Source organism: Streptomyces sp. NPDC007872 (assembly GCF_042868165.1).
Classification (GTDB): Bacteria; Actinomycetota; Actinomycetes; order Streptomycetales; family Streptomycetaceae; genus Streptomyces.
Genome location: NZ_JBIAEA010000006.1, coordinates 43,092 through 63,642, shown reverse-complemented (window position 1 = coordinate 63,642; position 20,551 = coordinate 43,092). Strand labels below are relative to the sequence as shown.

At 73.9% G+C, this 20,551-nt stretch carries 20 protein-coding genes and 1 riboswitch; of the genes, 16 read left to right on the top strand and 4 right to left on the bottom strand.

What is annotated here, in order from left to right; genetic code table 11:
* Positions 1-242: 242 nt before the first annotated feature.
* Positions 243-372, top strand: a riboswitch (FMN riboswitch).
* A 165-nt stretch (positions 373-537) separates the two neighbouring features.
* The 10 genes from ribD (at position 538) to ACFYNX_RS22090 (ending at position 9,339) form a co-directional block, all read left to right on the top strand.
* Complete coding sequence (ribD, locus tag ACFYNX_RS22135) at positions 538-1,617, top strand: bifunctional diaminohydroxyphosphoribosylaminopyrimidine deaminase/5-amino-6-(5-phosphoribosylamino)uracil reductase RibD (protein WP_388663518.1); 1,080 nt, start codon at positions 538-540, stop codon at positions 1,615-1,617.
* A 2-nt stretch (positions 1,618-1,619) separates the two neighbouring features.
* Positions 1,620-2,228, top strand: a complete 609-nt coding sequence (locus ACFYNX_RS22130; protein ID WP_365539861.1) for a riboflavin synthase — start codon at positions 1,620-1,622, stop codon at positions 2,226-2,228.
* Entirely contained in the window at positions 2,225-2,860 is a 636-nt protein-coding gene (locus ACFYNX_RS22125) for a nicotinamide riboside transporter PnuC (RefSeq protein ID WP_388663516.1), read from the top strand. The genes ACFYNX_RS22130 and ACFYNX_RS22125 overlap by 4 nt, the downstream gene beginning before the upstream one ends.
* Positions 2,857-4,134 (top strand): bifunctional 3,4-dihydroxy-2-butanone-4-phosphate synthase/GTP cyclohydrolase II, encoded by a 1,278-nt coding sequence (locus ACFYNX_RS22120; protein WP_365539859.1) that lies wholly within the window; start codon positions 2,857-2,859, stop codon positions 4,132-4,134. The genes ACFYNX_RS22125 and ACFYNX_RS22120 overlap by 4 nt, the downstream gene beginning before the upstream one ends.
* An 84-nt stretch (positions 4,135-4,218) precedes the next feature.
* On the top strand, positions 4,219-4,704 hold the full coding sequence (ribH, locus tag ACFYNX_RS22115) for a 6,7-dimethyl-8-ribityllumazine synthase (protein ID WP_053643767.1): 486 nt from the start codon (positions 4,219-4,221) through the stop codon (positions 4,702-4,704).
* 35 nt (positions 4,705-4,739) lie between these two features.
* The gene (locus ACFYNX_RS22110; protein WP_365539858.1) at positions 4,740-5,021 is read left to right on the top strand and encodes a phosphoribosyl-ATP diphosphatase; all 282 of its coding nucleotides are present in this window, start codon (positions 4,740-4,742) and stop codon (positions 5,019-5,021) included.
* A 50-nt stretch (positions 5,022-5,071) separates the two neighbouring features.
* Complete coding sequence (hisG, locus tag ACFYNX_RS22105) at positions 5,072-5,920, top strand: ATP phosphoribosyltransferase (RefSeq protein ID WP_388663513.1); 849 nt, start codon at positions 5,072-5,074, stop codon at positions 5,918-5,920.
* Between the two features lie 73 nt (positions 5,921-5,993).
* Positions 5,994-6,446: a PH domain-containing protein gene (locus ACFYNX_RS22100; RefSeq protein WP_125665101.1), complete on the top strand. Its 453-nt coding sequence runs from the start codon at positions 5,994-5,996 to the stop codon at positions 6,444-6,446.
* 254 nt (positions 6,447-6,700) lie between these two features.
* Complete coding sequence (locus tag ACFYNX_RS22095) at positions 6,701-8,194, top strand: hemolysin family protein (RefSeq protein ID WP_388663511.1); 1,494 nt, start codon at positions 6,701-6,703, stop codon at positions 8,192-8,194.
* On the top strand, positions 8,191-9,339 hold the full coding sequence (locus tag ACFYNX_RS22090; protein WP_388663509.1) for a hemolysin family protein: 1,149 nt from the start codon (positions 8,191-8,193) through the stop codon (positions 9,337-9,339). The genes ACFYNX_RS22095 and ACFYNX_RS22090 overlap by 4 nt, the downstream gene beginning before the upstream one ends.
* A gap of 9 nt (positions 9,340-9,348) precedes the next feature.
* On the opposite strand, the gene ACFYNX_RS22085 is transcribed toward ACFYNX_RS22090, so the two are convergent.
* Positions 9,349-11,259: an AAA family ATPase gene (locus tag ACFYNX_RS22085; protein WP_388663921.1), complete on the bottom strand. Its 1,911-nt coding sequence runs from the start codon at positions 11,257-11,259 to the stop codon at positions 9,349-9,351.
* Between the two features lie 320 nt (positions 11,260-11,579).
* A complete protein-coding gene (locus ACFYNX_RS22080; RefSeq protein ID WP_388663507.1) occupies positions 11,580-12,209 on the bottom strand; it encodes a uridine kinase in 630 nt (209 codons plus the stop codon).
* A gap of 322 nt (positions 12,210-12,531) precedes the next feature.
* On the opposite strand from ACFYNX_RS22080, the gene ACFYNX_RS22075 reads away from it, so the two are divergent.
* The 3 genes from ACFYNX_RS22075 (at position 12,532) to ACFYNX_RS22065 (ending at position 15,796) form a co-directional block, all read left to right on the top strand.
* Positions 12,532-13,884: a peptidase C39 family protein gene (locus ACFYNX_RS22075; RefSeq protein ID WP_388663505.1), complete on the top strand. Its 1,353-nt coding sequence runs from the start codon at positions 12,532-12,534 to the stop codon at positions 13,882-13,884.
* A 471-nt stretch (positions 13,885-14,355) separates the two neighbouring features.
* Positions 14,356-14,505, top strand: coding sequence for an SCO1431 family membrane protein (locus ACFYNX_RS22070; protein WP_260606733.1), 150 nt, complete (start codon positions 14,356-14,358; stop codon positions 14,503-14,505).
* A gap of 118 nt (positions 14,506-14,623) precedes the next feature.
* Complete coding sequence (locus ACFYNX_RS22065) at positions 14,624-15,796, top strand: acyl-CoA dehydrogenase family protein (protein WP_388663503.1); 1,173 nt, start codon at positions 14,624-14,626, stop codon at positions 15,794-15,796.
* On the opposite strand, the gene ACFYNX_RS22060 is transcribed toward ACFYNX_RS22065, so the two are convergent.
* Both ACFYNX_RS22060 and ACFYNX_RS22055 read right to left on the bottom strand, forming a co-directional pair.
* On the bottom strand, positions 15,759-16,184 hold the full coding sequence (locus tag ACFYNX_RS22060; RefSeq protein ID WP_388663501.1) for a hypothetical protein: 426 nt from the start codon (positions 16,182-16,184) through the stop codon (positions 15,759-15,761). The two genes, ACFYNX_RS22065 and ACFYNX_RS22060, sit on opposite strands and share 38 nt — an antisense overlap.
* A gap of 284 nt (positions 16,185-16,468) precedes the next feature.
* Positions 16,469-16,837 (bottom strand): hypothetical protein, encoded by a 369-nt coding sequence (locus tag ACFYNX_RS22055; protein ID WP_365539850.1) that lies wholly within the window; start codon positions 16,835-16,837, stop codon positions 16,469-16,471.
* Between the two features lie 226 nt (positions 16,838-17,063).
* Between ACFYNX_RS22055 and ACFYNX_RS22050 the strand changes: the two genes are divergently transcribed.
* The 3 genes from ACFYNX_RS22050 to ACFYNX_RS22040 all read left to right on the top strand — a co-directional run bounded on the left by ACFYNX_RS22050 (position 17,064) and on the right by ACFYNX_RS22040 (position 20,463).
* Entirely contained in the window at positions 17,064-17,504 is a 441-nt protein-coding gene (locus ACFYNX_RS22050) for an Lrp/AsnC family transcriptional regulator (RefSeq protein ID WP_015032222.1), read from the top strand.
* Between the two features lie 111 nt (positions 17,505-17,615).
* Positions 17,616-19,259 (top strand): amidohydrolase, encoded by a 1,644-nt coding sequence (locus ACFYNX_RS22045; RefSeq protein ID WP_388663498.1) that lies wholly within the window; start codon positions 17,616-17,618, stop codon positions 19,257-19,259.
* Between the two features lie 427 nt (positions 19,260-19,686).
* Positions 19,687-20,463 (top strand): polyprenol monophosphomannose synthase, encoded by a 777-nt coding sequence (locus ACFYNX_RS22040; RefSeq protein WP_365539848.1) that lies wholly within the window; start codon positions 19,687-19,689, stop codon positions 20,461-20,463.
* Positions 20,464-20,551 lie beyond the last annotated feature (88 nt).

Below are 20,551 nucleotides of genomic sequence, written 5' to 3'. Positions count from 1 at the left end.
GATCGGTTCCTCCTGGGGAGGTGATGGAACACAACGAACAAGGGGGTGGGTCGTGTTGGGTCCGTGGAGTGCGCACCCCGGCGGACCGTTACCTCGGAGGTGACACGGAGATTAAGAGGACTAGACCAGTGCGTCAATAGGTCTGGACCAAAGAAGGGCGATGTGGGATCCTGTGAGCCAGCCCACAGGTCCTCGGCCGCGCCGCCGTTCGCGGTCGTGGCACACTGGCCCTGTATCAGCAGCAGCGCACTCCGGGGTCGGTGCAATTCCGAACCGGCGGTATAGTCCGCGACCCGTCCGCAGCCAGCGGCCGGTTGACCAGGTGAGATTCCTGGACCGACGGTGAAAGTCCGGATGGGAGGCAGTGCGCGGCGGGTGACCCCTCTTTCGGAGGTGTGCCGGCCGTACGTCCGCTGTCCGCCGTTCTCCGGCGGGCCGGGACCTTCGGCCTCGGCGTACCCCGTGCGAGGCGTCCTTCCCGCTCCCTGTCGTTCCGACAGGCCCCGGAGTCCGTGCCCGAAGAGGCAGGAGGACCCGGTGGACCGGCAGGCCGACACCACCGCCATGCGACGCGCCGTCGAGCTCGCCGCCCGCGCGCTCGGCGCCACCAGCCCCAACCCCGTCGTCGGCTGCGTCATCACCGACGCCTCCGGACACCGGGTCGGAGAGGGCCACCACCGGCGCGCCGGCGGCCCGCACGCCGAGGTCCACGCCCTGCGCGAGGCCGGCGTCCTCGCCCGCGGCGGCACCGCCTACGTCACCCTCGAACCCTGCGACCACACCGGCCGCACCGGACCCTGCTCCCAGGCCCTGATCGAGGCCGGGATCAGCCGCGTCGTCTACGCGGTCGGCGACCCGAACCCGCAGGCCACCGGCGGCGCCGACACCCTGCGCGCCGCCGGCGTCGAGGTCGGGAAGGGGCTCCTGGAGGACGAGGCCGAGGCCGTCAACATCGCCTGGCTCACCTCCGTGCGCAACGGCCGCCCCTTCGTCCGCTGGAAGTACGCCGCCACCCTCGACGGCCGGACCGCCGCCGCCGACGGCACCTCCCGCTGGATCACCTCCCCCGAGGCCCGCGCCGACGTCCACCGGCTGCGCGCCGAGGCCGACGCGGTCCTGGCGGGCGGCGGCACCCTGCGGGCCGACGACCCGCACCTCGCCGCCCGGGGGATCGAGGGCGCGGTCCAGCCCCTGCGGGTCGTCCTCGACACCCACGCCACGATCCTGCCGACCGCCCGCGTCCTCGACGGCGCCGCGCCCACCCTGGTCGTCGTCGGCGAGGACGCCGACACCCGGCACCTGCCCGACGCCGAACTGCTCCGGCTGCCCCCGCGCGACGGCCGGATCGGCGTCCACGACCTGCTCGACGCGCTCCACGCCCGGGGCGTGCGCTCGGTCCTCCTCGAAGGCGGCCCCACCCTCGCGGGCTCCTTCGTCGCCGCGGGCGCCGTCGACCAGGTCGTCGGCTACCTCGCCCCCGTCCTCCTCGGCGACGGTCCGCAGGTCCTCGCCGGGGCGGGAATCGGCACCATCGCCGAAGCGTTGCGGCTCGACATCACCGAGACCGTCCGCATCGGACCCGACCTCCGCATCACCGCCACCCTCAAGGGAGCCTGACCGTGTTCACCGGAATCGTCGAAGAGCTGGGCGAGGTCGTCGCCGTCGAGAAGCTGGAGGACGCCTCCCGCTTCCGACTGCGCGGCCCCCTGGTCACGGAAGGCGCCCAGCACGGCGACTCCATCGCCGTCAACGGTGTCTGTCTCACGGTCGTCGAGCACGGCGACGGCGAGTTCACCGCCGACGTCATGGCCGAGACCCTCAAGCGGTCCGGCCTCGGCGCCCTCGGCGTCGGCTCCCGCGTCAACCTGGAACGGCCCATGGCCGTCGGCGGCCGCCTCGGCGGCCACATCGTCCAGGGCCACGTCGACGGCACCGGCACCGTCCTGGAGCGCACCCCGTCCGAGCACTGGGAGCTGGTCAGGGTCGGCCTCCCCGCCCACCTCGCCCGGTACGTCGTCGAGAAGGGCTCGATCACGGTCGACGGCGTCAGCCTCACCGTCGTCGAGGTCGGCGACGACTGGTTCACCGTCAGCCTCATCCCCACCACCCTCGACCTGACCACGCTCGGCATCAAGAAGAGCGGCGACCCGGTCAACCTGGAAGTGGACGTCATCGCCAAGTACGTCGAGCGGCTGCTCGGCCCGAACGCCGGGGAGAACGTCAAGTGAACTGGCTCGACTCCGAGGCTTTCACCCTCCTCGGCCAGCACATCATCTGGTCCGACATGATCGGCAACGTCTTCGGGCTCGCCGCCCTCGCGCTCGGCTGGCGCCGCTCCGTCTGGACCTGGCCCGTGCAGTTCCTCGCCGGCGTCGTCCTCTTCACCGCCTTCTACGGCCACCTCGCCGGCAGCGCGGGCAAGCAGGTCGTCGTCGTGCTCGTGGCGCTCTACGGCTGGTGGCAGTGGCAGCGCGGGAAGGACCAGGGAGCGGACGGCCACATCACCGTGCGCTTCGCCACCTGGCGCGAGCGCGGCGCCATGGTCGCCGCGGCCGCCGCCGGAACCGTCGCGGTCGCCCTCCTCTTCAAGGCCTTCCCGACCCTGTCCTGGGACCCCTGGCCCGACGCCTACATCTTCGTCGGCACCGTCGTCGCCATGTACGCCCAGGCCCGGGGCATGGTCGAGTTCTGGTTCGCCTGGCTCCTCGTCGACCTGGTCGGTGTTCCGCTGAACTTCGCCAACGGCTACGCCTTCTCCGGCTTCGTCTACGTCGTCTACGGCGCGCTCGTCCTGTGGGGCATGCGCGACTGGTGGCTCCGCTCCCGCACCGCCCCCGCTCTGGAAGGAGCCCACGCATGAGCACCCTCCCGATCTGGGACGCCGAGGACCTCGCCCTCGACCCCGTCGAGCAGGCGATCCGGGACATCGCCGCCGGCCGCCCCGTCGTCGTCGTCGACGACGAGGACCGCGAGAACGAGGGCGACCTCGTCATCGCCGCAGAGAAGGCCACCCCCGAGATCGTCGCCTTCATGATGAGCGAGTGCCGCGGCCTGATCTGCGCCCCCATGGAGGACGAGGAGCTGGAGCGCCTCGAACTCCCGCAGATGGTCGCGCACAACACCGAGTCGATGCGCACGGCCTTCACCGTCTCCGTCGACGCGTCCCCCGCCCACGGCGTCACCACCGGCATCTCCGCCGCCGACCGCGCCACCACCCTGCGGATGCTGGCGAGCGGACGCCACGAGCCCTCCGACTTCGTCCGCCCCGGCCACGTCTTCCCGCTGCGCGCCAAGCCCGGCGGCGTCCTCGTCCGCAACGGGCACACCGAGGCCGCCGTCGACCTCGCCCGCCTCGCGGGACTGCGCCCGGCCGGCGCCATCGTCGAGATCGCGGGCGAGGACGGCGTCATGCTGCGCCTGCCCGAGCTCGTCCCCTTCGCCCGCAAGCACGGCCTCACGATCATCTCCATCGAGGACCTGATCGCCTACCGCCGCTCCGCCGAGCCCACCGTCCGCCGCGAGGCCGAGGTCAGCCTCCCCACCGCGCACGGCGACTTCACCGCGTACGGCTACCGCTCCACCGTCGACGGCGTCGAGCACGTCGCCCTCGTCCACGGTGAGGTCGGCGACGGCGAGGACGTCCTCGTCCGGGTCCACTCCGAGTGCCTGACCGGCGACGTCTTCCACTCGCTGCGCTGCGACTGCGGCCCTCAGCTCCAGGCCTCCATGGACCGGATCACCGAGGCCGGCCGGGGCGTCGTCGTCTACCTGCGCGGCCACGAGGGCCGCGGCATCGGCCTGCTGTCCAAGCTGCGCGCGTACGAGCTCCAGGAGCGCGGCCGCGACACCCTCGACGCCAACCTGGAACTCGGGCTGCCCGCCGACGCCCGCGACTACGCGGCCGGCGCGCAGATCCTCGTCGACCTCGGCGTCCGCAGCCTGCGCCTGATGACCAACAACCCCGACAAGATCGACGCCCTCACCCGGTACGGCCTCGTCGTCGAGGGCCGCGAGCCCATGCCGGTCCAGGCGGGCGAGCACAACCTCCGCTACCTGCGCACCAAGCGGGACCGGATGGGCCACGACCTGCCCTGGCTGGACGGCTCCCCGGCCCCCACCTGCGGCAACCAGTAACCCCGTACGCATCCACCGGCACCACCAGTACCAACGGCATCACAGACACCACCAGCACCTTCGGCACCACCGGCAAGGAGAAACATGAGCGGCAAGGGCGCACCCGTCCTCAGCGTGAAGAACTGCGGCGACCTCCGGGTCGCGGTCATCGCTGCCCAGTGGCACGAGAAGATCATGGACGGCCTCGTCGACGGCGCCCTGCGCGCCCTGGGCGAGCTCGGCATCGACGAGCCGACCCTGCTGCGCGTCCCCGGCAGCTTCGAGCTCCCGGTCGTGGCGAAGGTCCTCGCCGGGCGCGGCTACGATGCCATCGTGGCGCTCGGCGTCGTCATCCGCGGCGGAACGCCGCACTTCGAGTACGTGTGCCAGGGCGTCACCCACGGCCTCACCCAGGTCTCGATCGACACCGGCGTACCCGTCGGATTCGGCGTCCTCACCGTCGACAACGAGGAGCAGGCGCTCGACCGGGCCGGCCTGGAGGGCTCTTCCGAGGACAAGGGCCACGAGGCCGTCACCGCCGCCGTCGCCACCGCCACCACACTGCGCACGGTCAGCGAACCCTGGCGCTGAGTGGCGCGTTCACACCCCGTACTCTTAGGACCATCATGGCGAACAGAACCCGTAAAAGCTTCGAAGAGCTCTTCGCCGAGCTGAAGCTCAAGGCCGAGAACGGCGACCCGGCCACCTCCCGCACCGCGGAACTGGTGGACAAGGGCGTCCATGCCATCGGCAAGAAGGTCGTCGAGGAGGCCGCCGAGGTCTGGATGGCCGCCGAGTACGAGGGCAAGGAAGCCGCCGCCGAGGAGATCTCGCAGCTCCTGTACCACGTCCAGGTGATGATGGTCGCCCGCGGGATCTCGCTCGACGACGTCTACGCCCACCTCTGAGCCGCACCCGCCCCCCGCACCACAACTCCCCAGGCAAAGGAAGCCGTCCCATGCTGCGCATCGCCGTCCCCAACAAGGGTTCCCTCTCCGGACCTGCGTCGGCCATGCTCCATGAGGCCGGCTACCGCCAGCGCAAGGAGTCCAAGGAACTGGTGGTCATCGACCCCGGTAACGAGGTCGAGTTCTTCTACCTGCGCCCGAAGGACATCGCGATCTACGTCGCGTCCGGGAAGCTGGACATCGGCATCACCGGCCGCGACCTGCTCCTGGACTCCGGCGCCAGCGCCGAGGAGATCCTCGCGCTGAACTTCGGCCGCTCCACCTTCCGGTACGCCACCCGGCCGGGCACCGCGAAGGGCCCCGAGGACTTCGGCGGCATGACGATCGCCACCTCCTACGAGGGCATCGTCGCCAAGCACCTCGCGGACCTGGGGCTGAACGCCTCCGTCGTGCACCTGGACGGCGCGGTCGAGACCGCGATCCAGCTCGGCGTCGCCCAGGTCATCGCGGACGTCGTGGAGACCGGCACCAGCCTGCGCAACGCCGGCCTGGAGGTCATCGGCGAGCCGATCCTCACCTCCGAGGCCGTCGTCGTCCGCCGCCAGGGCGCCACGGACGACCACCCGCAGGTCCAGCAGTTCCTCCGCCGCCTCCAGGGCGTCCTCGTCGCCCGCTCGTACGTGATGATGGACTACGACTGCCGCGCCGAGCACCTGGAGCAGGCCGTCGCCCTCACCCCCGGCCTGGAGTCGCCGACCGTCTCCCCGCTGCACAACGAGGGCTGGGTCGCCGTCCGCGCGATGGTCCCCGCCAAGGACGCGCAGCGGATCATGGACGACCTGTACGAGCTGGGCGCCCGCGCCATCCTCACCACCGCGATCCACGCCTGCCGCCTCTGACGGCCGGGCCCCGCGTCCCACCAGGCACCACCCGGGTGTCACACCAGGCACCACCAGGCACCGAGGAACCCGCATGTCCGAGCCCACGACGCCCGCCCTCCCGGTCACCTTCCGTCCCGGCCGCACCCGGGCCGTCCTGCTGACCGTGGGGATCGCGATGTTCGCCACCGTCACCCTGGTGGCGATGATGCTGGAGAAGCTGGGACCGGGGGAGCGCGCCAGCTTCGTGCTGACGGCCGCGCTCTTCCTCGGGGTCCTCGTCCTGCTGAGCCGCCCCAAGGTCGTCGCCGACGACGAGGGCGTCACGGTCGTCAACATCACCCGGACCCGTCGGCTCGCCTGGGCGGAGATCCTCCGCGTCAACCTCCGCTCCGGCGACCCGTGGGTCTTCCTGGACCTGAGCGACGGCACCAGCCTGCCCGCGCTCGGCATCCAGCCCGGCATCGCCAGGGAGGCCGCCGTCCGGGACGCCCGCGCCCTGCGGGCCCTGGCCGAGAGCCGGGGAACGGGCACGGAGGGCCCCTGACCCCCAGGGGCCGCATCGGGTGAAGTGTCCGGGAGAACCCCGGTCCGTCCCCCATCCGGAGCCGACCCCCTGCCCCTCGGGGCGTCGGCGTGACTACTCTGGAGGCGGTGGTGCCCGGCGCACCGCCGCCTCGCCCGTGCAGGGCCGCCGCAGCGGCCCGCGAGGCCACCCCTTCGACCCGAGGAGTGACTCCCTCCAGCAATGGACGGATCGTCCGGTAGTACCCGCGCCGCCCCCTCCCAGGAGGCGGCGGCATGATCGTCTCCCTTCTGCTGCTCGCCGCGGCCTTCCTCCTGATCCTCGCCAACGGCTTCTTCGTGGCCGCCGAGTTCGGCCTCGTGACCGTCGAGCGGGCCGAGGCCGAGCGGGCCGCGGCCACCGGCGACCGGCGCGCCCGCGCCGTCGTCACCGCGCTGCGCGAGCTGTCCTTCCAGCTCTCCGGCACCCAGCTCGGCATCACCCTCACCTCGCTCGTCGTCGGCATGCTCGCCGAGCCCGCGCTCGCCGGGCTGCTGCACGGGCCGCTCACCGCGACCGGACTGCCCGAAGGGGCCGTCTCCGGGGTGTCGGTGGTGATCGGGATGCTGCTCGCCTCCGCCGTCCAGATGGTGGTCGGCGAGCTCGTGCCCAAGAACTGGGCGGTCTCCCGGCCGCTCCAGGTGGCCCGTTTCGTCGCCACCCCGCAGCGCCGCTTCTCCGCCCTCTTCCGGCCGGTGATCGCCCTGCTCAACCGGGTCGCCAACCGGCTCGTCCGGCTCCTGGGCGTCGAGCCCACCGAGGAGCTGGACTCGGTCCGCACCCCCGGCGAGCTGGTCTCCCTGGCCCGCCACTCGGCCCTGGCCGGTGCCCTCGAACAGGACACCGCCGACCTCTTCGTACGGACCCTGTCCCTCGGCGGCCTCACCGCCGAGCGGGTCATGACCCCGCGCGTGAAGGTCAGCGCCCTCCAGTGGGACGCCACCGCGGCCGACGTCCTCAACCTCACCCGGGCCACCGGCCTCTCGCGCTTCCCGGTCTACCGCGACCGGATCGACGAGGTCGTCGGCATGGTCCACCTCAAGGACGCGCTCGCCGTCGCCCCGCACGCCCGGCTGCGCACCCCCGTCGGCCGGATCGCGGTCCCGCCGCTCCTCGTCCCCGAGTCGCTGCCCGCCCAGGCCCTCCTGGAGCGGCTGCGCCGGGAGCAGCCGATCGCGGTGGTCGTCGACGAGTACGGCGGCACCGCCGGCGTCGTCACCCTGGAGGACATCGTCGAGGAGCTCGTCGGCGAGGTCCGCGACGAGCACGACACGGCGGCCGACGGACGGCCCGAGCTGGTCGCCGCCCCCGCCGAGGACGGCCGCCCCGCCTGGGACGCCGACGGCTCCTGCCGGGTCCACACCCTGCGCCGGATGGGCCTCGACGTGCCCGACGGACCGTACGAGACCGTCGCCGGGCTCGTCGCCGACCTCCTCGGACGCATCCCCACCGCCGGGGACCGGGTCGAGCTGCCCGGCTGGCACCTCTCGGTCCGCCGGGTCGACCGCTACCGCGCCGAGCACGTCCGGATCGTCCGGACGGATGCGGGTGCGGACGCGGTCCTGGTTCCGGTTCCGGACGCGGCTTCGGGTTCCGCTTCGAACCAGGCTCCGGACCGGGCTCCGGACCCGGCCTCGGTCCCGGCTTCGGGCTCGGGTTCCGGTGCGGACCCGGCTCCGGTCCCGGCGGCCTCCTCCGCCGGGCCGCTGGTCGCGGAGGGCGCCCGATGAGCACGCTCCAACTCCTCTTCGCCGTCCTCCTGGTCCTCGCCAACGGCTTCTTCGTCGGGGCCGAGTTCGCGCTCGTCTCCGTCCGGCGCAGCCAGATCGAGCCGCTCGGCGGCGCCCGGGCCAAGCAGGTCCTGTACGGCCTGGAGAACCTGCCGCGGATGATGGCGGCCGCGCAGTTCGGCATCACCATCTGCTCGCTGACGCTCGGCGCCGTCGCCGAGCCGACCGTGGCCCACCTCCTCGAACCCGTCTTCCACGCGGTCGGGGTCCCCGAGGGCCTGATCCACCCGCTCGGCTACGTCATCGCCCTGGCCGCCGTCGTCTTCCTCCACCTCGTCATCGGCGAGATGGTGCCGAAGAACCTGGCGATGGCCGCGCCCGAACGGACCGCGCTGTGGCTGGCCCCGGCCCTCGTCGGCTTCGCCCGGCTCTGCCGTCCCGTGACGACCGCCCTGGGCGCCTGCGCCCGGCTGGTCCTGCGGGCGTTCGGGGTCGAGCCGAAGGACGAGGTGGAGGCCGTCTTCACCAGCGCCCAACTGGGCCGCCTCGTCGAGGATGCCGGACAGGCCGGCCTGCTCGACCCGGCCGAGCAGGAGCGCCTGGAGGACGCGCTCGAACTGGGCTCCCGCCCGGTGACGGACGTCCTCATCCCCTCCGCCACCCTGGTCACGGTCCCGCCGTCCGCCACCCCGCGCGAGATCGAGGAGCTGACCGTACGGACCGGGTACTCCCGCTTCCCGGTCCGCGCCGAGACGGGCGCGGCCTTCACGGGCTTCGTGCACGTGAAGGACGTCCTGGACCTGGACGAGCGGGAGCGGGCGGTGCCGCAGCGGCTGTGGCGGCCGATGGCGACGCTCCGGGCGGAACTGCCGCTCGACGACGCCCTCACCGTCATGCGCCGCGCCGCGACCCATCTGGCCCAGGTCGCGGACGGCTCGGGACGGGTGCTCGGGCTCGTCGCCCTGGAGGACGTCCTGGAGACGCTGGTGGGCGAGGTCCGCGACCCCGCCCACCGGGTGCGCCCCCGGACCGCCACGGTCACGATCCCGGTCACGGCACCGGGCGCGGCCCCGACTCCGGCACCGGACGCGGCTCCGGCCCCGGTGCCGGGCGCGTCCTCGTCCCCGGCTCCCGCGCGGAGCTAGTACGGCCGGCTAGTACGAGGGCGGTTCCTGCTGCGGGCCGCGGTCGACCGGACCGCGGCCCGACAGGACCTCCCCGTACGCCTGCATGAGGTCCGCGAGCCGGAGGGTCGCGAGGTCCTCCCGGGTCGGGCTGCCCGGGTAGCCGGAGAGCCGCAGGTCCCGGTAGGCGCAGGACTTCTCGTACAGGGTGCGCAGGAAGCGCCCGTTGCCCAGCTCGTCGATCCAGCCCTGCTCGACGACGTGCCCGCTGATCGAGCGCAGCTCGTCGCGGGCCTCGTCGTCCCAGTTGTCCCCGTCGGCCGCCGCGAGGACCTCGCCGATGGCGGTGAGTTCGAGCGGCCGGTACGACGGGAAGTCCACCCGGGTGGTGAACCGGGAGGACAGGCCGGGGTTGGTGGAGAGCAGCCGGTCCATCCCCTCGGGATAGCCGGCCAGGATGACCACCAGGTGGTCGCGGTTGTCCTCGGCCCGCTTCAGGAGCACCTGGAGCGCCTCGTCGCCGTACGCGTCGCCCTTGCTGTAGCCGGTGTTCGAGAGCGCGTAGGCCTCGTCCACGAAGAGCACCCCGCCGACCGCCGAGTCGATCAGCTCGTTGGCCTTGACCGCCGTCTGGCCCAGGAACTCGCCGACCAGATCGGCCCGCTGGGCCTCCACGAGGTGGTCGCCGCCGAGCAGCCCGAGGGCGTAGAAGACCCGGCCCAGGATCCGGGCGACCGTGGTCTTCCCGGTGCCCGAGGGGCCGGAGAAGACGAAGTGCCGCTTCGGCGGCTGGACCGGCAGCCCCCGGTCGGCCCGGAGCCGCGCCATCTCCAGTTGCGCCGAGAGCGCCTTGACCTGGCGCTTCACCGGTTCGAGCCCGACCATGCCCTCCAGCTCGGCGAGCGCCTCCGCGAGCAGGGCCGGATCGGTGGGCCCGGCCGGGAAGCGCGGCGGCTCCGGCTGCCGGGGGACCCGGGCCTTGTGGCGTACGGCCTCCGGCGGTGCGGCCGGCGGCACCGGATCGGGCGCGAGCAGCAGCCCGTCGCCGAGCCCGCCGGCGTCGGGCTCGGCGCCCGGCACGGTGTCCGCCGCGTCCTGGCCGAGACCGCCGCCGACCGTGCCCAGGGCGACCGTCGCGAGCCCGGCCGGGTCCTCCAGGCCGTCGTACCCCTCGAAGCCGTCGTACGCGGTGATCGCCGCGAGCCGCGCCGCCGTGTCCATGAACGCCGGGTCGATCCGGTGCACGGCCCGGTAGAGCGGCAGGGCGGCGGCGCTGCGGCCGGTGCCCTCGTGGGCGCGGGCCAGCCAGTACCGCAGCTCCTTGCGCTGCGGCTGCTCGCTGCGGCACCGCATCAGGGAGGCCGAGAGCAGCGGCTCGGCCTGGCCGTACATCTCCAGGCGCACCCGGGCCATGCCGCCGAAGAGCCCGGCCTCGATGCCGAGCAGCGGATCGTCGACCAGGGGCTCGGTGAGCCGGACGAGCTGGTCCCAGTCCTTGACGAGATAGGCCCGGCAGGCGTGCAGGAAGCGCACCTGGGGGTCGGTGTCGACCGGGGGGAGCCCCGCGAGGGCCCGGTCCAGCTCGGGCACGTGGCGCCCGTCGAGCCAGTGGGAGGCGTGCGCGAGCAGCAGGTCGCGCGGGCTCTCCAGGACCGGCTGCACCCACCAGCCGAGCCAGTACCAGGAGTTCAGGGTGCGCCGGTAGCGGGTCCGCTGCTCGCCGAAGCGCTCGCGGTGGCGGTACATGTGCAGCAGCGCGGTCGTGGTGTCGACCCGGAGCGCGTGCAGCCCGAGCCAGGCGTCCGCCATCCCGGGATCGGTCCGCACCGCCGCCCGGAACTCCTCCTCCGCCTGCGGATAGGCGCCCATCGTGTAGGCGTCGACTCCGCGCAGCCAGGCGAGCTCGGCCGGGGGCTGCGAGCCCTGTGTGCCGATGTCCATCGGGTCCCCCACAACCGTCATCGCATGGACGGGATTTGACCGCACCTGCGGGCATCGTACCTGCGCAGGGGGCGGCCGCTTAAGGAGAAGCGCATGATCCGGAAGCGGTGACCCTGGGTGAGCGTCAGGGGACGCAGGGAACTCCGGAGAGGGTCCGAAAAGGGACTCCGGGGGCAGAACGAAGCCCCCGATCACGGGGGAACAACCGGGGGCTTCGTGTCCGCGGCGGCTCCTGAAAGCCGCACATTCAGAACGTAAGACCTGTACGCCCGCTGGGTCAAGCGGAGTTGGGGCACTTGCGCAAGCGGAGCCGGAGCCCCTCAGTTCACGGACGGAAAGCCGTCACGATGAGTGATGATCTGGTCCGCGCCCGCTGTCACACGGGGCCCGGAAAGCCACTCGTACCCCTCCTGGCACTCCCGTACCAGGGTGTCGGCGAAGGGCCGGGAGGGGTCCTCGGAGAAATGGCGAGTCTCCGCCACGGTCCAGCCGTCCCAGAACGCGGCCTGCTCCGGGCCGTCCCGCCGCCTGCCCCGTTCCCAGGACTCCCGCGCGCCGCGCTCCATCCACAGCAGGCGCGCCAGGAAGGGCCGCACCGCCCGCCGGCCCGCGCCGACGCCCTCGACGAGGACCACCGGCGCCGGGGGCAGCGCGCGCGGCTGCCCGAAGCGCCGCAGTCGCCAGTCGTACGGACGGTACGACGCGGCCGCGCCCCGCGCGAGGGGCTCCAGGACCTGCTCCCGCAGCCGGCCGGTCCACGCGAAGAGCTCCTCGTGGGTGGCGAGGTCGTCGAGGTGGAGGACGGGGGCGTCGCCGAGGGCGGCGGAGAGGCGGGCCGCGAGGGTGGACTTGCCGGAGCCCGCGTGGCCGTCGACCGCGACCAGCCGGACCGGCCCGCAGGAGGGCGGGAGCCGGAGCAGCGCGCGGGCGGTGCGGTCGAGGTCGTCCATGGGGCCCAGGGTAGGGGAGCGGAGACCGCCGCAGGTCAGGGAGGTACCGCCGTCAGTGGACGAGACCAATATTGGTACGGCGACGCGGGGCGAAGTGCTGGCGGAGGCCCGCCGGGAGCCGGGATAGTGGGCCCGCGCGACCCGTCCGCACGCCCGTGGTTCCGGGGCGGGCGCGGACGAGGTCCGGAGTTCCGCACGCCCGCACGTCCACGCCTCCGCACGCCCGCACGTCCACACCTCCTCCGTACGTCCACACCTCCTCCGTACGCCCGCACGTCGACCTCTCCGCACGCCCACCGTTCTCGACTGGGGGTCACCGCCCATGACCAGCTCCACCCCGCGCAGAACCGTCCTCGCCGCGGCGCTCGCGGCCGCCGCCGGGACGGCCGCCTCCGCCGTCCCCGCCGTCGCGGCCCCCGCCGGCCGGACTCCCGCGCCCGTTCTCGTCGACAACCGCTTCTGGTCCTCGTACGCGGACTGGCGGAGCGGCACCGGCGCCGGTACGAAGGCGGTCCCGGGCCACCGTCCGGGCCTGGTCCTCGCCCGGCCCGAGGGCCGTACCGACCACACCGACCCGCACACCGGACGGACCTCCTCCTGGGAGTACGCGAGCTGGACCTCGCCCGTCCACACCTCCACCGTGCCCGCCACCGAGGTCATCGCCTCCTGGAACGCCCGCACGCCCCCGGGCACGTGGATCCAGGTCGAACTCTCCGGCACGTACTCCGACTCCACCGCGACTCCCTGGTACGTCCTGGGCCGCTGGGCCTCGGGCGACGGCGAGGAGGACATCCGGCGCACCTCGGTCGACGACCAGACCGACGGCCGGAGCAGCGTCTGGACCGACACCTTCGCGATCGACGACCCGGCGGGCGGGCTGCGGCTGCGCGCGTACCGGCTGCGCCTGACCCTGTACCGGGCACCGGGCAGCGGCCTCACCCCGACGGTGTGGCGGATCGGCGCCATGGCCTCGGACGTCCCGGACCGCTTCACCGTCCCGGCCTCCGCGCCCGGCCCCGCCCGCGAGCTGGCCGTGCCCCGCTACTCGCAGAACACCCACGTCGGGCAGTATCCCGAGTACGACAACGGTGGCGAGGCCTGGTGCAGCCCGACCTCCTCCCAGATGGTCGTCGAGTACTGGGGACGCCGGCCCTCCGCGGAGGACCTGGCCTGGGTGGACCCGGCCTTCGCCGACCCCCAGGTCTGCCACGCGGCCCGCTTCACCTACGACAACCAGTACGAGGGCTGCGGCAACTGGCCCTTCAACGCCGCCTACGCCGCGACCTACCCCGACATGAACGCCGTGGTCACCCGACTGCGCTCGCTCACCGAACTGGAGGGCCTGGTCCGGGCCGGGATCCCGGTCATCACCTCCCAGTCCTTCCTCAAGGAGGAACTGACCGGCGCCGGGTACGGCACCGCGGGCCACCTGATGACCGTCGTCGGCTTCACCCCGGACGGCGACGTCGTCGCCAACGACCCGGCCTCACCGGACAACGAGGCCGTCCGCCGGGTCTACCGGCGCCGCGAGTGGGAGAACATCTGGCTGCGGACGAAGCGGTACGACGCGAACGGCAAGGTCAGGAGCGGTACGGGCGGCGTCTGCTACGTCTACTGGCCGACCGACCCGACACCGGCCCGGCGCCGCGCGCTGCGGTCGCTCGGCCTGCTGTGAGCGGACACGGCCCTGGGGGCAGGGGGAGCGGTGAGGGGCAAAGTTCCTACGGGCAGAGGGAGTCGCGGGAGCGCTGCGCCACGTCGAAGGCGTGACCGACGTCGCATCGCGCATCGACGGCCCGGAGCCGCCGGAGCCCGGCGTGGTGTCCTGCTCCGCGTGGCGACCGGAGGCGCCCGCCCCGGACGTCGCGGTGTACGCGGGCGTCGGACGCAAGCGAGGCGAGGAGGGCGGGGCGGCCGGAGCCGCGCGCTCCGCACGGACGGCACACCGAGAGGGCCGGTGCGGTGCGGGCGGCGACGTGGCGTCCGGCACAGCGGGGGTCCGCCGCCCCCGCCTCCCGACCGCCTCCCGGCCGCCCGCCGCAAGGGCCCCGGGGTCCTCGGCCCCCTCCCGCGCGGCGGCGCGGCCCCGGGGGACGTGACGGACATCTCTACCCCCGGGCCGCCTCCGTGGCGCATGGTGGTCGCCATGACCTCCACCACCCACGGCCTCGCCCTCTTCCGCGCCCGCACGGGCGGTCCCCGGGACGACGACGGCCCCAAGCTCCTGGAACACGTCCTCGGCTGGACCCTGGTCGTGCTGCTCGCCGTGCTCGTCACCCGGGCGGGCCTCATGTGACGGCGTCGGTGTGATCCCCCGGCGGCCGTGTGAACCGGGGCCGCCGGGCGGGCATACTCCCCGCGACCCCGGCATCCCGCGTGCGACCCGCCCGCGCCCGGCAGGGAGGAGCGCGACCGTGCCCGACACCCCCGCGGACGGCGTGGAGCGCCGGCTGCCCACCGACGAGGCCCGCGAGCTGCTCGCCCTGGTGCGCGACATCGCCCGGCGGGAGATCGCCCCGTCCGCCGCGGCCGAGGAGGCCGCCGGACGCTTCCCCCGCGAACTGTTCGCGCTGCTCTCCCGCTCCGGGCTCCTCGGACTGCCGTACGACCCCGCGTACGGCGGGGGAGGCCAGCCGTACGAGGTGTACCTCCAGGTCCTGGAGGAGCTCGCCGCGGCCCGGCTCACCGTCGGCCTCGGCGTCAGCGTCCACACCCTCTCCTGCCACGCGCTCGCCGGCTTCGGCACCGGGGAGCAGCGGGCCGCGCACCTGCCCGCGATGCTGGGCGGCGGCCTCCTCGGCGCGTACTGCCTCTCCGAACCCTCCGCCGGGTCGGACGCGGCGGCCCTGCGGACCCGGGCCGTCCGCGACGGCGACGCGTGGACGATCGACGGGACCAAGGCGTGGATCACGCACGGCGGGATCGCCGACTTCTGCACGGTCATGGCCCGCACCGGCGGCCCGGGCGCGCGCGGCATCACGGCCTTCCTGGTCCCGGGGGACGCGCCGGGCCTGAGCGCGGACCCGCCCGAGCGGAAGATGGGGACGAGCGGCTCGCCCACCGCGCAACTGCGCTTCGACGGCGTACGGGTCCCCGACGCGCGGCGGCTCGGCGAGGAGGGGCAGGGCTTCGCGATCGCGCTCGACGCCCTGGACTCGGGGCGGCTCGGCATCGCCGCCTGTGCCGTGGGCCTGGCCCGGGCGGCTCTGGACGCGGCCGTCGGACACGCCCGGGAGCGCCGCCAGTTCGGCCGTCCGATCGCCGACTTCCAGGGCCTCCGCTTCCTCCTCGCCGACATGGCGACCCAGGTGGAGGCGGGCCGGGCGCTGTACCTGGAGGCGGCGCGGCTGCGGGACGAGGGGCGGCCCTTCGGCCGGTGCGCGGCGATGGCCAAGCTCTTCTGCACGGACGCCGCCATGCGCGTCACGACGGACGCGGTGCAGGTGCTCGGCGGGTACGGCTACACGACCGACTTCCCGGTGGAACGCTTCCTGCGCGAGGCCAAGATGCTCCAGATCGTCGAGGGGACCAATCAGATCCAGCGGATGGTCATCGCCCGTCACCTGGTCGGACCAGAGTCCCGCTGACCCGGACGGTCCGGTCCGCCCAGACGGGTCCCGCGGCGAGCCGGGTCCACTCCTGGTCGCGGTGGCCGGGCAGGGCGCGGCCCTGACTCGCCCAGAGGGAGAGCACGTCCTGGTAGATGGGCGGATGCGCCGGTACGGGAGCGGGGGCGGGCAGGCCGACGGAGACCGGGACCGGGGCCTGGGCGGAGAGAGGGACCGGGGCGGCGACCGGGACGGGGGTGGTGATCGTGACCGGCGGGTTGACCGGGAGGGGAGGGCCGACCGGGGCCGGGGACCGCTCCGGGGGCCGCACCCGGGTCTGCGGCCGGGCTTCCGCCCCCGTCTCCGCCCGGGGCTGACCCTGCCCCTGAGCCGGGACGGGCAGGGGCAGGGGCAGGGGCGCGGACACGGCTGCGGGTACGGGCGTGGAGACGGGCGCCGACGACGGCGTCGCAGCCGGTTGAGGAACCGATTCTTCAATGCGCGGCTCGGCCTGCCGGTGCCGACCGTAACCGCTGGGAGTCGTGTGCAGCGTGGTCATGCCCGGACCAACGCGCTCCCGTGGCCAAGGGTCACCGCCGGACGGATTCGAGCGGCAGTTCGCCCGGTACCCGGGCGGCTCCGGCGCACCGCCGGGCCCTCCCGTACCGCACCACGGGCGCGGCACGGGGAGACGGCCGGCGGCGTGCGGTCTCAGGCAGCGCGGCGCATCTGCGGCACCCGGATCGGGCGCGAGCCCGGGCCGCCGACGTGCGAGAAGGGCTGCGTGCGCCAGTCGAGGCCCTGGGGGAGCGTCAGGAGCAGCGCGGTGTCCTGCTCCAGGACCTCCAGGGAGTCGTCGGCCGGACGCGCCGCGGAGGCCGCGAGGCCCGTGCCCGGGCACACCGTGAGGACGAAGGGGTTCCACGGCGTGGGGCAGAGCGCGTGCTCCGGCAGCACGTCCTCGTCCGCGAGCAGCGCGATGGGCTGCGCGCACTCCGGGCAGACCACCCGGAACATCTCAAAGGTGTCGTACGCGTCGAGCTCGTCGGACGTGTCGACCGAATCAACAGGCTCCTGCATGGAGAATCTCCCCCTCGGGTGGGTCGGCCGGATCTGTGCGGCCTTCGACCACAGCAACCACTTCCCATGCGGAACTCCGCATAACCGTGAGGCGGTGTCCCGAGCCCGGCGCAAACCTGTGGTGTTCGTCACATGCCCGTCGCAGGTGCCTCGTGACGGCGCATAGCACCCCATAGGGGCCGCCCCGGGCTGTCGCCCGGCCTCTCCGGAGCACTAGGGTCACCGCATGGAGGAGCTGGATCGTCAGATCGTGGAGTTGCTCGTCAAGGACGGGCGCATGAGCTACACCGACCTGGGCAAGGCCACCGGCCTGTCCACGTCGGCCGTGCATCAGCGCGTCCGCCGCCTGGAGCAGCGCGGTGTCATCCGCGGCTACGCCGCCGTCGTCGACCCGGAGGCCGTGGGCCTGCCGCTGACCGCCTTCATCTCGGTCAAACCCTTCGACCCCAGCGCCCCCGACGACACCCCCGACCGGCTCGCCGACATCCCCGAGATCGAGGCCTGCCACAGCGTCGCGGGCGACGAGAACTACATCCTCAAGGTCCGGGTCGCCACCCCGCTGGAGCTGGAGCACCTGCTCAGCCGCATCCGCTCCCAGGCCGGTGTGTCCAGCCGTACGACGGTCGTCCTGTCCACCCCGTACGAGGCCAGACCGCCGCGCGTCTGACCCGTCGAAACCCGCCCGAAGGGCCCGCCGGCATCCGCCCGGCGGGCCCTTCGCCGTCCGTCGGGGGACCTGCCGGACAAACCGGGTCCCCCCAGGTCCTAGCCTGGGGGCATGAGTGAGTCCACGCCTGCCGCGTCTCCCGGCGAACACCGCACCGTGCTGCTGCGCGGCGGAGAAGTCCACAGCCCCGCCGACCCCTTCGCCACCGCCATGGTGGTGGAGCGCGGGCACGTCGCCTGGGTGGGATCGGAGGGCGCGGCCGACGCCTTCGCGTCCGGCGTGGACGAGGTGGTCGACCTGGAGGGCGCGCTCGTCACCCCGGCGTTCGTCGACGCGCACGTGCACACCACCGCCACCGGCTTCGCCCTCACCGGGCTCGACCTCTCCTCCGCCGCCTCGCTCGCCGAGGCTGCGGAGCGGATCCGGGCCCACGCCGCCGCCCGCCCCGAGGACCGCGTGCTCGTCGGCCACGGCTGGGACGCCTCCCGCTGGCCCGAGCGCCGCCCGCCCACCCGCGAGGAGCTCGACGGGCTCACCGGCGGCCGCCCGCTCTACCTGACGCGGATCGACGTCCACTCGGCCGTCGTCACCACCGCCATGCTCGACCTCGTGCCCGGCGTCCGGGACCTGGACGGCTTCCACGACGGCCTGCGGCCGCTCACCGGCGACGCCCACCACGCCGTGCGCGCCGCCGCCTTCGGCGCCGTGTCGGCGCGCCAGCGCACCGAGGCCCAGCGCGCCGCCCGCGCCCGGGCCGCCTCCCTCGGCATCGGCACCCTGCACGAGTGCGGCGGTCCGCGGATCTCCTCCGAGGAGGACTTCACCGGACTGCTCGACCTCGCGCGCGAGGAGGCCGGGCCCCGGGTCGTCGGCTACTGGGCCGACCTCGACGTGGAGCGGGCGCGGGACCTCGGCGCGCTCGGCGCCGCCGGCGACCTGTTCGCCGACGGCTCCCTCGGCTCCCACACGGCCTGCCTCCACGAGCCGTACGCCGACCACACCGACACCGGCCACACCGGCGCCGCCCACCTGGACGCGGCCACCGTCGCCCTCCACGTCGTCGCCTGCACCGAGGCGGGGCTCCAGGCCGGTTTCCACGCCATCGGGGACGCCGCCGTCACCGCGGTCGTGGAAGGCTTCGGGGCCGCCGCCGAGAAGCTCGGCCTCGCCCGGATCCGGGCCGCCCGGCACCGCGTCGAGCACGTCGAGATGCTCACCCCCGAGACCATCGCCGCCTTCGCCGAACTGGGCCTCACCGCCTCCGTCCAGCCCGCCTTCGACGCGCTCTGGGGCGGCGAGGAGGGCATGTACGCCGACCGGCTCGGCGCCGAACGGGCCCGCACCCTCAACCCGTACGCGGCGCTGCTGCGCGCCGGCGTGCCGCTGGCCTTCGGCTCCGACAGCCCCGTCACCCCGCTCGACCCCTGGGGCACCGTCCGGGCCGCCGCCTTCCACCGCACCCCCGGGCACCGGATCTCCGCCCGCGCCGCCTTCACCGCCCACACCCGGGGCGGCTGGCGGGCCGTCGGCCGCGACGACGCCGGGACGCTGGTCCCCGGCGCCCCCGCCGACTACGCGGTCTGGCGCACCGAGGAACTCGTCGTCCAGGCGCCCGACGACCGGGTCGCCCGCTGGTCCACCGACCCGCGCTCCGGCACGCCCGGCCTGCCCGACCTGACACCCGGCGCCGACCTCCCCGCCTGCCTGCGCACGGTGGTGAACGGACGGACCGTGTTCGTGCGGCCGGACGTGTGACGCGGAGGCGTCCGCCCTTCCGGCCGCCGGCCCGCACCGCCGTCCCCGACCTGCGGATCCTCCCCCGGGACCGGCCCCGGGGAGACGGCCACGGGCCGGGCGGGTATTGACAGTCGCCCGCCGGGGGCGGGTAGGTTCTCCGCGTCCACCACAGGACGTCCGACCGGATCGCGCCCCGCGCGTCAGCCGAACGCCGCCCGCGCCTCGGCCGCGGGGGAAGGCCGCCGGCGGAAGGTGCGACCCGGGCGGGGCCCGGACGTTCAGTAGACAACGGCTCCGATCGACCCGCAGCCGGCGGATCCCGGGCCGGACCGAAGGACGGCGGGCCCCGCGCCGCACGTCACCCGTCCCACCCGACCCGCCGCGCCGGAGCACTGCGGAGACCTCGCTATGGTGGGGGCCTGTGTATGCATCCGAAGGGGCAGTAGTGAACGACGGTGGCCAGAGGCGTTACGGCCCGCTCGGCAAGGCCTTGGTGATCATTCCGACCTACAACGAGGCGGAGAACATCAAGCCGATCGTCGCGCGGGTGCGGGAAGCCGTACCCGACGCGCACGTGCTCGTCGCCGACGACAACAGCCCCGACGGCACGGGCAAGCTCGCGGACGAGCTCGCCTCCGACGACGACCACGTGCACGTCCTGCACCGCAAGGGCAAGGAGGGGCTCGGCGCCGCCTACCTCGCCGGCTTCCGGTGGGGCATCGAGCACGGCTACGACGTCCTCGTCGAGATGGACGCCGACGGCTCCCACCAGCCCGAGGAGCTGCCGCGGCTGCTCACCGCCCTCAAGGGCGCGGACCTGGTGCTCGGCTCCCGCTGGGTGCCGGGCGGCCGGATCGTCAACTGGCCGAAGTCCCGCGAGTTCATCTCCCGGGGCGGCAGCCTCTACTCGCGTGTGATGCTCGACGTGCCGATCCGCGACGTCACCGGCGGCTACCGGGCCTTCCGCAAGGAGACCCTGGAGGGCCTGGGCCTGGAGGACGTGGCCTCGGCCGGGTACTGCTTCCAGGTCGACCTGGCCCGCCGCGCGGTCGCCGCGGGCTACCACGTCGTCGAGGTCCCGATCACCTTCGTGGAGCGGGAGGTCGGCGACTCGAAGATGAGCCGCGACATCCTCGTCGAGGCGCTGTGGCGAGTCACCGGCTGGGGCCTGACGGCGCGCGCGGAGAAGGTCGGCAAGCGGCTCGGCCGCAAGCCCTCCTGATCCGGCACCCCCCGTACCGGTCACTCCGTACCGATCCTTCCGCACCGATCCTTCCTTTACGCCGTTCCGGCGGGGCTCCGGGCACACT

What these genes read in the sequence shown, in the direction of transcription:
- ACFYNX_RS22120 (WP_365539859.1), top strand. Translation starts at nt 2,857, where the DNA reads ATGAGCACCCTCCCGATCTGGGACGCCGAGGACCTCGCCCTCGACCCC.
- ribH (WP_053643767.1), top strand. Translation starts at nt 4,219, where the DNA reads ATGAGCGGCAAGGGCGCACCCGTCCTCAGCGTGAAGAACTGCGGCGAC.
- ACFYNX_RS22110 (WP_365539858.1), top strand. Translation starts at nt 4,740, where the DNA reads ATGGCGAACAGAACCCGTAAAAGCTTCGAAGAGCTCTTCGCCGAGCTG.
- ACFYNX_RS22085 (WP_388663921.1), bottom strand. Translation starts at nt 11,259, where the DNA reads ATGGACATCGGCACACAGGGCTCGCAGCCCCCGGCCGAGCTCGCCTGG.
- hisG (WP_388663513.1), top strand. Translation starts at nt 5,072, where the DNA reads ATGCTGCGCATCGCCGTCCCCAACAAGGGTTCCCTCTCCGGACCTGCG.
- ACFYNX_RS22075 (WP_388663505.1), top strand. Translation starts at nt 12,532, where the DNA reads ATGACCAGCTCCACCCCGCGCAGAACCGTCCTCGCCGCGGCGCTCGCG.
- ACFYNX_RS22095 (WP_388663511.1), top strand. Translation starts at nt 6,701, where the DNA reads ATGATCGTCTCCCTTCTGCTGCTCGCCGCGGCCTTCCTCCTGATCCTC.
- ACFYNX_RS22055 (WP_365539850.1), bottom strand. Translation starts at nt 16,837, where the DNA reads ATGCAGGAGCCTGTTGATTCGGTCGACACGTCCGACGAGCTCGACGCG.
- ACFYNX_RS22070 (WP_260606733.1), top strand. Translation starts at nt 14,356, where the DNA reads ATGACCTCCACCACCCACGGCCTCGCCCTCTTCCGCGCCCGCACGGGC.
- ACFYNX_RS22045 (WP_388663498.1), top strand. Translation starts at nt 17,616, where the DNA reads ATGAGTGAGTCCACGCCTGCCGCGTCTCCCGGCGAACACCGCACCGTG.
- ACFYNX_RS22050 (WP_015032222.1), top strand. Translation starts at nt 17,064, where the DNA reads ATGGAGGAGCTGGATCGTCAGATCGTGGAGTTGCTCGTCAAGGACGGG.
- ACFYNX_RS22080 (WP_388663507.1), bottom strand. Translation starts at nt 12,209, where the DNA reads ATGGACGACCTCGACCGCACCGCCCGCGCGCTGCTCCGGCTCCCGCCC.
- ACFYNX_RS22100 (WP_125665101.1), top strand. Translation starts at nt 5,994, where the DNA reads ATGTCCGAGCCCACGACGCCCGCCCTCCCGGTCACCTTCCGTCCCGGC.
- ACFYNX_RS22090 (WP_388663509.1), top strand. Translation starts at nt 8,191, where the DNA reads ATGAGCACGCTCCAACTCCTCTTCGCCGTCCTCCTGGTCCTCGCCAAC.